Origin of the sequence: Anaerovibrio slackiae, assembly GCF_009695585.1 — a bacterium.
GTDB lineage: Bacteria > Bacillota > Negativicutes > Selenomonadales > Selenomonadaceae > Anaerovibrio > Anaerovibrio slackiae.
Genome location: NZ_VUNR01000011.1, coordinates 77,392 through 87,675, shown reverse-complemented (window position 1 = coordinate 87,675; position 10,284 = coordinate 77,392). Strand labels below are relative to the sequence as shown.

At 47.5% G+C, this 10,284-nt stretch carries 10 protein-coding genes and 1 pseudogene; 1 reads left to right on the top strand and 10 read right to left on the bottom strand.

What is annotated here, in order from left to right; translation table 11 throughout:
- Nucleotides 1-281 (top strand): annotated as a pseudogene (locus tag FYJ84_RS14665) (transposase); the annotation flags it as partial.
- A gap of 129 nt (nucleotides 282-410) precedes the next feature.
- Here the strand turns inward: FYJ84_RS14665 and FYJ84_RS14660 are convergent.
- The 10 genes from FYJ84_RS14660 to argF all read right to left on the bottom strand — a co-directional run bounded on the left by FYJ84_RS14660 (nucleotide 411) and on the right by argF (nucleotide 10,283).
- The gene (locus tag FYJ84_RS14660) at nucleotides 411-611 is read right to left on the bottom strand and encodes a DegT/DnrJ/EryC1/StrS family aminotransferase (protein ID WP_235901385.1); all 201 of its coding nucleotides are present in this window, start codon (nucleotides 609-611) and stop codon (nucleotides 411-413) included.
- 213 nt (nucleotides 612-824) lie between these two features.
- On the bottom strand, nucleotides 825-1,634 hold the full coding sequence (locus FYJ84_RS07190) for an MBL fold metallo-hydrolase (protein WP_154406914.1): 810 nt from the start codon (nucleotides 1,632-1,634) through the stop codon (nucleotides 825-827).
- Nucleotides 1,635-1,675: 41 nt separating this feature from the next.
- A complete protein-coding gene (locus tag FYJ84_RS07185) occupies nucleotides 1,676-2,176 on the bottom strand; it encodes an HD domain-containing protein (RefSeq protein WP_154406924.1) in 501 nt (166 codons plus the stop codon).
- Nucleotides 2,177-2,254: 78 nt separating this feature from the next.
- Nucleotides 2,255-2,716: a hypothetical protein gene (locus FYJ84_RS07180; protein ID WP_205764141.1), complete on the bottom strand. Its 462-nt coding sequence runs from the start codon at nucleotides 2,714-2,716 to the stop codon at nucleotides 2,255-2,257.
- Nucleotides 2,713-3,177, bottom strand: coding sequence for a DUF3990 domain-containing protein (locus FYJ84_RS07175; protein WP_154406913.1), 465 nt, complete (start codon nucleotides 3,175-3,177; stop codon nucleotides 2,713-2,715). Before FYJ84_RS07175 ends, FYJ84_RS07180 begins: the two co-directional genes overlap by 4 nt.
- 305 nt (nucleotides 3,178-3,482) lie before the next feature.
- Nucleotides 3,483-5,552: a methyl-accepting chemotaxis protein gene (locus FYJ84_RS14895; RefSeq protein WP_154406912.1), complete on the bottom strand. Its 2,070-nt coding sequence runs from the start codon at nucleotides 5,550-5,552 to the stop codon at nucleotides 3,483-3,485.
- A gap of 136 nt (nucleotides 5,553-5,688) precedes the next feature.
- A complete protein-coding gene (locus tag FYJ84_RS07165) occupies nucleotides 5,689-6,558 on the bottom strand; it encodes a DMT family transporter (protein ID WP_154406911.1) in 870 nt (289 codons plus the stop codon).
- Between the two features lie 92 nt (nucleotides 6,559-6,650).
- A complete protein-coding gene (gene argH / locus FYJ84_RS07160; protein ID WP_154406910.1) occupies nucleotides 6,651-8,081 on the bottom strand; it encodes an argininosuccinate lyase in 1,431 nt (476 codons plus the stop codon).
- Nucleotides 8,082-8,083: 2 nt separating this feature from the next.
- Complete coding sequence (locus tag FYJ84_RS07155; RefSeq protein ID WP_154406909.1) at nucleotides 8,084-9,295, bottom strand: argininosuccinate synthase; 1,212 nt, start codon at nucleotides 9,293-9,295, stop codon at nucleotides 8,084-8,086.
- A 58-nt stretch (nucleotides 9,296-9,353) separates the two neighbouring features.
- Nucleotides 9,354-10,283, bottom strand: a complete 930-nt coding sequence (gene argF, locus FYJ84_RS07150) for an ornithine carbamoyltransferase (RefSeq protein WP_154406908.1) — start codon at nucleotides 10,281-10,283, stop codon at nucleotides 9,354-9,356.
- Between the last annotated feature and the right edge of the window lies 1 nt (nucleotide 10,284).

The following is a 10,284-nucleotide window of genomic DNA, read 5'->3' as shown; positions in this document are numbered from 1 at the left end:
GCCAATGTCCATATATTGAAAAATGTACAATGAGCCGCAACCATACAAAGGTTGTGACACGCCATATATGGTCAGAGTATATGGAATATGCTGAGGAATACCGGCATGTATTCCAATACAAGGAAATCTATAAGCAACGCAGAGAAACCATTGAGAGGGTGTTTGCAGATGCTAAGGAACGTCATGGTTTAAGGTATACCATGCTGCGTGGCCTGGAAAAGGTAAAAATGCAGGCGACGCTTACTTTTGCGTGCATGAATTTAAAGAAATTGGCAATATGGAAACATAGGAAGAGGCAACCAAAGCCACCTGTACATGGGAAAAATAGTTTTTGTGAGAAAATAAAATACAGATTACTTTATAAGGCAAAAATATGGCAGCGAGTGTGGATAACTCGCTGCCATATTTGTCTACGGTCTGACTGCTGCATATATTGCAGCAGTTCCGCTACTATACGCAACTGCATATTTTGTACCAATATAACATGCAAAATCATCCTCAAATTTTTTTAAAACTCCACCATCTATACATGCCAAGGATTCATTTCTCATATATTCTGAAACATTTTTTATATCATCACCATTAATATCATTCCAATTATCATGTATCATTTTATCCCCTACTAACAACAATTGCATAAACACAATTTAAAATATAATAATATTGATCTCCGCACCCATCTTATTGCAATGCGCCTGATATTTGCATCAATAAAGTCTAACTTCATGCAATATCATTATAAATCAAGATACTTCTTTAAGCAATCATAACATAATAATTTAGATCACCGACATACTGCCACCACTTTTAGCAATAACCACCTTCTATAACTCCATACTAAATCCGACATACATTTGCTCAATTTTATCTCCCAGCACCTCGTGCAATATAGCAAATGCCTCATCACCAGTACAATGCCCTGTCACAATAAACTCAACGCCTGATTCCTGCAACCTGCCAGCCAGCCTGCGCACATCCTCAGCAGAAGTCTTATACAGATGGAAACCGCCAACTATGCCGATGATTTTCCTGCCACCATAGGCTGCGCGGACTTCCTCAATAATATTCTCCACGCCCCCATGACAGCAGCTGTTGAAAATCACCAGTCCATCCTCCACCTCAAAAATAAGGCTCTGCTCATGCTGGAACAATTCAGGAAAAAACATATCCAGCTCCTTCACATACATGCGGGCTTTCAATCCAGCTTCCTTCATATCAAGGGAATGAGGCAGCAGCTTTACTCCTGGATATGGGCTGTACTCGCCATCCACCCTGACCAGCCTGTCACCATGTTTTTCCAGCCAGCCCTCATGGATGCCCACGTATTCCATGACACCATCATCATCACTGTAGCAGTTTTCCTGACAGGCCTGCCGAATATAAAGCGGTGCATGGTCATTAACAGCAAAAAACGCTTCCATGCCATCCGAGTGGTCATAATGGGCATGGGACAGCACCGCAACATCCACCTCTGCCAAATCTATACCCATTTTTTCCGCATTTTCTGCAAATGCCCCCGAGGCTCCCGTATCCAGCAATATATTTTTACCCTCATACTCAATCAGAATTGACAAGCCCCACTCGCCAGCCAATTCTCCCGATGATATATTGTCCATCAATACTTTTATTTTCATTAGAATCCAATCCCTATCCAAAACCTACAACGAAACTTACCTCAATCTATTGCAAACATATTCTTTAACATAGCCAGACCAGTACCTGTCTTGAATATCTTTTCCTGCACACTCTTAACGGCAGAAGCAGGCACATTATCCTCGTACAGATTCACGAGAAAATCCGCCTCTACCAAAATCTGATAGTCCAGCCCATCTATCTCCGCATAAGTATGATGGTGCGCAATCAGGTATTTGATTCGCTCAATCTGTTCAGCCGTGAAGCCGCCCAGCTGATGAAGCAGCTTCTCCGCCTCGCCTGGTCCTTCCAGCTCCTGATATTTGCCGCTGCAGCTGCCATACTTTGCCTCGCTTACGTGTATGCCAATATCATGCAGGATAGCTGCCGCCTCCAGCACAAAAAGCTCATCCGCCTCCATATCTTCTAATGTACCGATAGCCGCTGCCAAATCATGCACCTTGACAAAATGCTGAATCCGCTTGGCATCTCCCTTGTCATACTCTATCATTGCCGCCATCAATTCTGCGATTTTCCTATCCATCATATTGCTCCCTGTTTTCTCTCATATTCCTAACAACATCATTCAAGAAGTCAAACCTGCAACCAACAGCAAAAATCACTACTCCGGTATGCCATCATTCTCATAAGTAGCAAATATTGTCTGCGGATTATCATAATAAAAGCTGCTATTGTAGTCCTCAATTAAATCTGACACCTTGGAATGATATGCCGCTAGCAACGCATTGACAACACCCTTTTGCTCCTTTGCCTCCACCATCAGTATCAGCCTCTTGTATACCTTGCCGATATCCCAATGAGTGGGCACAGAATATTCACACTCTGCCACATTGTCAAAATTCCCCTGCTGAATATGGCACTCCTCAATAAAATCATCGCTAACGCGGTCTATATTATCACTATGATACACATCTGCCAGCTCATATATCTTGGCAATAGTAGCTTCTCCCAAGGCATCCACCACATCAACCGGCTTATTTTTCGTCCGCCTGGCAATGTAGGCAATCAAGCTGCAAGTAAAAAATAAATCATTGTTTTTCTGCAATTCACGCCCCTGCATCATTTTATCACTTCCTCACTATATTCAAACCGTAAGCATTGTAAAGCCCGTTCTGTACAAAAATTAATCTGATGAGTGGGATACTTGAATCTCGCCAATGCCCAAAACTGCTTGCGTGTAATAACCCCCTCCATATAATCCGAAATGTAATTGTAAACCTGATCATCAGCCATTGCACCAATTACAATATCATAATCATGATATTCCCCATACCGGCAGGCAATAATAAAATCCAGCCATTCTTCTGTCATACTGGCAAATTCCAAAATCCTTAAATCCTCATCAATCAATGCTGAATATACATTCACCACCGAAGACCGATATCTCTTTGCCCATCTTTGTGCCTGTTCCTTGATAACAGTACAATAAAAACCATTGCCAAAATCCTTGGTATTGCGCCCCTTACGAATTTCAGGCTGCCTTATTTCAACATAACTCCCATGATAAACCAGCATCTTTCCCATTTTTCACCATTCTCTCACTCTTGGAAAATATTGAACATCTATTATCTGCAATTTTATATAATTATACTATATTTGCAAACAGATAGCAGAAAAACTTTCGATGACGGCAAACTATCTTGCTAATGTAATTACGCAACCGCCCACCATTTGCTTTCATGCATCCAGACTATCCCGCAAGAAAAAAGCAGCCCGCAGGCTGCTCGCAAGTGCTACATTCACGCAGCATTATCGTATTACATAACAAATATTTTTGCTTACATAACACATATTTCTGCGTACATGACAAATATTTCTGCATGACTTCATCAGATGCCCATCTCAATATTATAGAGAATCTTCTCCAGCTTCTCCATTTCCTCCGAGGAACGCTTGTTGATAGCCTCAATTTCCTGTATGGACTGGATAGACTGGTAGATGTGCTCCACACCCTCACTAAAGGTAACCTGAAGCTTTTCCATTTCAGCTGCAAAATTAGCATCAAAATTGCCGATTTTTTCTTCAAAATCCTTATTATCCAGCAGATTCTTATTAATCTCATCAACATCGTGCATGAGCATCTTAATTGCCTCATCAGAAGAACACAGGCTGCTCTGGGTGTTTTCGGAAAGCTTGCGGACCTCCTGTGCCACCACGGAGAAGCCGCGGCCTGCCTCACCGGCACGGGCAGCCTCAATGGCGGCATTGAGGGCGAGGAGGTTAATCTGGGAAGCAATCTCATTAATCATCTTCATTACACCGTCAATCTTCTGGGTGCTCTGGGAAAGCATATCCAGTTTCGGGGTAATCTCACGGTTGCGGGAAATCATCTGGGCAAAAAGCTCCTTCTGATCACCGATGCTGCCCGAAATCTGACTGATTGTGCCCTTGATCATCTCCACATCATCCGCTATGCGATTGATGGTAGTGACAATCCCCGGCATCTTGGCATGATAGTCATTGAACATGCTGATAAGGTTGTCCTTGAGCTTTTCCGTGGCCTTCTGCCGGGCAATGATACGCCTGTAAAAGAACGCATTACACTCTGAATAGGTGGAAGCAAAATTGTCAATATAGCGGTCTGAGAAGCTCTGCCCTTCCGGAATATGATAAAAGAAGATTGCCGTCAGTGTTTCATTGACATGAAGCCCGGCAATTTCGCCAAAGCTGGAGAAGCCAGCCACCGGAACATCTGCAAAGAAATCCATGTGCTTTGTGTCTTCCGGGTACCCCAGACGGCGCATGAGGCAGTCATTCAGAATGCCGCCAATAGGCTCCGGCTTGCCCTGAGAAAAAGCCTTGAAGTCACGGGAAAGGGTAGCCTCCAGGGACTGACGCCTGATCAAATAAAGCTTTTCACCAGTTACCACATCGCAGAAGAAGGAAATCCTGTCATTGGCCTCATCGATGCTGGCAACATCGCGTAAAAAGTCCTCACCATTAATATCTGCGGCAAAGGTATACTCCTGCAATCTTTCATTTATGCCGTCCACCGTGCTGACGCCAAAGTGATCTTTCAATGCCTTGATGAAGGAAACTGGACGGCCGGAGGCATCTTCCACTGTCTCAATATAGCGCAGGGCTGTATTGCCGCTGCTGACAGTAAAGGCAGCACTGGTGCGCTCCCCTGACTGGGTTTTCAGGATGCCATAGCGATAGGCATGCTTGAGGCGGAACAGCGTAATCACTGCATGATTTTCCAAACACCTGTTATTGTCGTAAATATAGGTGTGTGTAAAGGTCAAATCACCAGCAGAGCTGCCGCCAATAAACGGAATAGGATACTTGCCTGTTTCGTACATAGCCTGCAAAACAAAAGTCTCGCTGCTGGAAGCCCCATCCACATAAATCATGGCAAAGCTATGAGCTGTACTGAGCCGGAATGGCACCTTGTGCTTTTCTATCTCACGGCGGATAGCCGCAACCCGGTCATTGATGCTCATCTCTACAACGCCCCTGCGCAGGTCGCTATTGGAGAGCGGTATGCTCATAATATATGTGTCCTCAATCATCCGATTGGAATACACCTGCAACAGCAGCTTGGCACGTCCCTCCGCATCATTGCAGTAGAAGGTACGGCTTCCCTTTGTCCGGCAAAGCTCCCCGGAGGTTGTCAGCAAAATAACCTTCGTTGAGGCTGAAACCTCTTTCTTTATAGCCCGGGCAACTTCCTCCAGATTCAAATCCGAGGAAACAAACCCCATAATCAGCGCACATCCCTCTGCCACATCAGTAAGCTCCCGCAAATGAGCCGCATCCAGCTCGCTTTTGCTTAAATAAGCAATTTTCATATCTTTCTGCTGTGCAGGCACAGGCTTTTGTGTAACCGGCTGAACCTGGCTAACAGGCTGTGCGGCTGCCTCAGCTTTCTTTTTACCCCCAAAAAAACGACTGAACATAATAACTCCTCCATATTATATTCCATATCCCTAAAAAGTTTATTTCGTATTATAAATTCTACAAAAAACACAAAAATCCTGCTAATTCTTTCATACTTTACAACTTTTTAGGAAAAAACTTCCTCCTGGAAGCATATCAAGCCTTTTTCGGCCTGCCCATTGCCATGACTACCCCCACCACAATCAGCAATGCTCCCAGCCAGAACCATAAAGTCACCGGCTCCCCCAGAAGCAGCCAGCCCAAAAAAGTGCCCACAATGGGCTGCCAGAACATGAAAAGCCCTGCGGTAGACGCATCCATATACAACAAGCCCTCATTCCACAGCACAAAACCGCCGGTGGTGGAGATAATCCCCATATAGCCGATGCTGAGAAGCACCTGAGGGGTAAGCAGCAGGCTATAATCCGCCTGGGTTGCCAGCCACCACACAGAATAGGGTGCCAGGCACACAAGAGCCACCAGCAGGCCGTAAAAGGTCAGCACAATAGGGGAATACCGGTCTAAAAGCTTCAAAAACACCGCCATCAGTGCCCAGGTCCAGGCCGCCACAAAGAGGAAAAATCCCCCCAGCAAATTCACCTGAAAATTATCCGGGTCATAGACAATCATCAATACACCGATGGTAGCCAGCACCACGGACATAATCCGCCCAAAGGTCAGCCGCTCCTTCAATATCCACCAGCCGAACAGCACCATAAAGGCCGGGGTAGCAGCCGTAATAGTGGAACCGGTCTGAGCCGAGGTCAGGAGTGTGCCCGACTCCTGGGTGACGATGGACAAGGTCTGCCCGATAAGCCCCACCAGTGCCAAAAGCTTCCAGTCCTTCCTGTCAATCTTCCATGACACATGGCGATAGCAGCCCAGGGCATACAGGGCAAAAAAGGCCAGAATATAGCGCATCCACACCAGAGGAACAGCTTCCACCGCCCCTACCACCAGCCGCACAGCCAAAAAAAGCCCGCCCCAGATAGTACCAGCCAGGGAAAGGCAGATTGCCCCTTTCATAGTTTTACTCACATTATCACTACCAAATCCTAAAAAAAGGGCAGTGCAGCTACCATGCCGCACCGCCACCAATATATCAAATCACACTTTTATTACGCTTCTACATTTGCCTGCTTGGCATCCTTTTCAGCCACATAGGCCTTTTCAGCTGCCATAATATCGGCTGCCAGCTTCAGCTGCAGCTCCACCTGCTGATAAGAAGTGCCGCCATAGGAATTGCGGTTCTTTACGCAGGTCTCAGGGCTGATGGCATCGTAAATGTCCTCCTCAAACAAATCGGACAGCTCCTTCAGCTCAGCCATAGTCATATCAGCCAGCCACTTATTCTGCTCAATGCAGTAGTGAACAGCCTTGCCGGAAACAGCATGAGCCTGACGGAAAGGCAAGCCCTTCTTCACCAGATAGTCAGCCAGATCAGTTGCATTGGAGAAGTCCTCTGCCACAGCACGGCGCATTACATCCTTGCGCACCTTCATGCCCCGCATGATACGGGCATACACTGCCAGGCTGAACTTGATGGTATCAATGGCATCAAAAATGCCTTCCTTGTCCTCCTGCAAGTCCTTGTTATATGCCAGCGGCAGCCCCTTCACCGTAGTCAGCATAGCCATGAGATGGCCCATGACACGGCCTGTCTTGCCCCGAACCAGCTCGGATACATCAGGGTTTTTCTTCTGAGGCATCATGGAGGAGCCGGTGCAATGGGCATCGTCCAGCTCAATAAAGAAGAACTCACGGGAACACCACAAAATGGTTTCCTCACTGAGACGGGACAGATGCACCATCAGGATAGAAGCAGCTGACAGGAATTCCATGATATAGTCCCTGTCAGACACTGCATCCAGGCTGTTGCTGTAAATCGACTCAAAATTCAGCTGCTCCGCCACAAAAGGACGGTCAATAGGGAAAGTTGTGCCAGCCAGGGCACCTGCCCCCAGCGGCATGATGTCGCAGCGGTCATAGACACCCTTGAAGCGGTCAAAGTCCCGCTTCAGCATGCCGAAGTAGGCCATCATGTGATGGGAGAACAAAATCGGCTGGGCGCGCTGCAGATGGGTATAGCCCGGCATAATCACATCGCTGTACTTCTCTGCCGCTTCCACCAGTGCCGCCTGCATATCGAGAATCAGCTTCTCCACCTCCACCACCTGACGGCGGATGAACATGTGGGTGTCCAGCGCCACCTGGTCGTTGCGGCTGCGGGCCGTATGCAGGCGTCCGCCAGCCTCGCCGATAGCGTCAGTCAGCCGCTTCTCGATATTCATGTGAATATCCTCAAGGGCAACCTCAAAAGAGAAATTGCCCTCCTCGATTTTCTTGTAAATATCCTTCAGGCCGCTGATAATGTCATCCCGGTCTGCCTCGGAGATAATGCCGACCTTCGCCAGCATGGTAGCATGGGCAATAGAACCGGCAATATCCTCATTGTACATCCGCTTATCAAAATCAATAGAAGCCTGAAAATCATTAATCATCTCGTCGGTAGACTTGGAAAAACGTCCGCCCCAGAGCTGCTCTGCCATAATTACTTACCTGCCTTTTCCTGCATCAGGGCACGAACCTTCAGCGGCAAGCCAAAGAGGTTGATAAAGCCTTCTGCATCAGCCTGATTGTAAACATGGTCTTCCTCAAAGGTTACAAATTCCTGATTGTACAGGGAATAAGGGGACTTGGCACCTGCGCTCATGATGTTGCCCTTATAGAGCTTCAGCTTTACAGTGCCGGTTACAGTCTCCTGAGTGCTGTCAACAAAAGCGGACAGAGCCTCACGGAGCTGGCAGAACCACATGCCGTCATAAACCAGCTCGCCAAAGCGGATAGCTACGCCTTCCTTGTAGTGATAGGTAGCACGGTCGAGGCAGAGATACTCCAGCTCGCGATGAGCATAGAACAGGATTGCTCCGCCCGGATTCTCATACACACCGCGGGACTTCATGCCCACAAGGCGGTTCTCGCAAATATCAACAATACCAACGCCATTCCGGGCACCGATATCATTCAGCTCAGTCAGAAGCTCCACTGCACCCATCTTCTTGCCATTAACAGCCACAGGAATACCCTTTTCAAAATCAATGGTTACATACTCAGGCTTGTCAGCGGCATCCTCCGGAGCCTTGGATACCAGGTACATCTCGTTCTGAGGTGCATTCCAAGGGTCCTCCAGGTCAGAGCCTTCATGGGACAGATGCCAGATGTTCTTGTCCATGGAATACTTCTTGTTGTCGGTAGGAATGTCGATGTTGTGAGCCTTGGCATACTCAATCTCCTGAGTACGGGACAGCAGGTCCCACTCACGCCAAGGAGCAACAATAGCCATGTTAGGAGCCAGAGCCTTGACAGTCAGCTCAAAGCGAACCTGATCGTTGCCCTTGCCGGTAGCGCCGTGAGCAATAGCCTCGGCGCCTTCCTTCTTGGCCACCTCAACCAGACGCTTGGCAATCAGCGGACGGGCGAAGGAAGTGCCCAGCAGATACTTGCCCTCATAAACAGCACCAGCCTTCAGGGTTGGCCATACGTACTCCTCCAGGAACTCCTGAGTCAAATCCAAAATATAGCACTTGGAAGCGCCGGAACGCAGAGCCTTGTCATGGATAGCCTGCATGTCATCACCCTGGCCGATATCAGCACAGCAGGCAATAACCTCGCAGCCGCCATAGTTTTCCTTGAGCCAAGGAATGATAACGGAGGTATCAAGACCACCGGAATATGCCAATACGACTTTCTTAAATTCTGCCATAATATTTACAACTCCTTAATCATTATTTCCACATGAGAAAATAGATAAACAATATTTATCAGCCCATTGTAAGAGCCATAATCGCCTTCTGGGTATGGAGGCGGTTCTCAGCCTCATCAAAGATTACATCAGCGTAAGCCTCAAGGATTTCATCGGTGATTTCCTCCCCCCGGTAAGCCGGCAGACAGTGCATAACGATAACGCGCTTGTCAGCCACCGCCAGAAGCTCTGCATTTACCTGATAATCCTTGAAAATCTTCTTGCGCTCCTCGTGCTCGTCCTCCTGGCCCATGCTTGCCCAGGTATCAGTTACCACGATATCAGCGTCCTTGGCTGCCTCAAACGGGTCATTCACCAGCTTGATGGATGCGCCGGTTTCCTCCGCATCCTTGCAGGCATTCTCAAAAACCTGCCTATCAGGCTCAAAGCCCTTCGGATTGGCAGAAACAAAATCAATGCCTGCCTTGGCGCAGCCGTACATGTAGGAATTGGTCATGTTGTTGCCATCGCCTACATAGGCCATCTTCAAGCCCTTGAGATTCTTGCCCTTGTGCTCCTGAATAGTCAGCAGGTCAGTCAGAACCTGGCAAGGATGCAAAAGGTCAGTCAGGGCATTGATAACAGGCACATCAGACCATTTAGCAAACTCCTCCACCCTGTCATGGCCAAAGGTGCGAATCATGATGCCGTCCAGATAACGGGACATAACACGGGCAGTATCCTTGATAGGCTCGCCCCTGCCCAGCTGCAAATCACGGTTGGACAGAAACAGTGCCTGACCGCCCAGCTGATACATACCTGTTTCAAAGGAAAGGCGGGTACGGGTGGAAGATTTCTCAAAAATCATGCCCAGAGTCTTGCCCTTCAAGATATGATGCTCAATGCCGGCCTTCTGCTTTGCCTTGAGCTCATGGCCCAAAGCCAGGATTTCATTTACCTCATCCACGGAAAGGTCATGGATGGAAAGCATGTCCTTGCCTTTTAACATT

What these genes read in the sequence shown, in the direction of transcription:
- FYJ84_RS14660 (WP_235901385.1), bottom strand. Translation starts at nt 611, where the DNA reads ATGATACATGATAATTGGAATGATATTAATGGTGATGATATAAAAAAT.
- FYJ84_RS07190 (WP_154406914.1), bottom strand. Translation starts at nt 1,634, where the DNA reads ATGAAAATAAAAGTATTGATGGACAATATATCATCGGGAGAATTGGCT.
- FYJ84_RS07185 (WP_154406924.1), bottom strand. Translation starts at nt 2,176, where the DNA reads ATGGATAGGAAAATCGCAGAATTGATGGCGGCAATGATAGAGTATGAC.
- FYJ84_RS07180 (WP_205764141.1), bottom strand. Translation starts at nt 2,716, where the DNA reads ATGATGCAGGGGCGTGAATTGCAGAAAAACAATGATTTATTTTTTACT.
- FYJ84_RS07175 (WP_154406913.1), bottom strand. Translation starts at nt 3,177, where the DNA reads ATGGGAAAGATGCTGGTTTATCATGGGAGTTATGTTGAAATAAGGCAG.
- FYJ84_RS14895 (WP_154406912.1), bottom strand. Translation starts at nt 5,552, where the DNA reads ATGTTCAGTCGTTTTTTTGGGGGTAAAAAGAAAGCTGAGGCAGCCGCA.
- FYJ84_RS07165 (WP_154406911.1), bottom strand. Translation starts at nt 6,558, where the DNA reads ATGAAAGGGGCAATCTGCCTTTCCCTGGCTGGTACTATCTGGGGCGGG.
- argH (WP_154406910.1), bottom strand. Translation starts at nt 8,081, where the DNA reads ATGGCAGAGCAGCTCTGGGGCGGACGTTTTTCCAAGTCTACCGACGAG.
- FYJ84_RS07155 (WP_154406909.1), bottom strand. Translation starts at nt 9,295, where the DNA reads ATGGCAGAATTTAAGAAAGTCGTATTGGCATATTCCGGTGGTCTTGAT.
- argF (WP_154406908.1), bottom strand. Translation starts at nt 10,283, where the DNA reads ATGTTAAAAGGCAAGGACATGCTTTCCATCCATGACCTTTCCGTGGAT.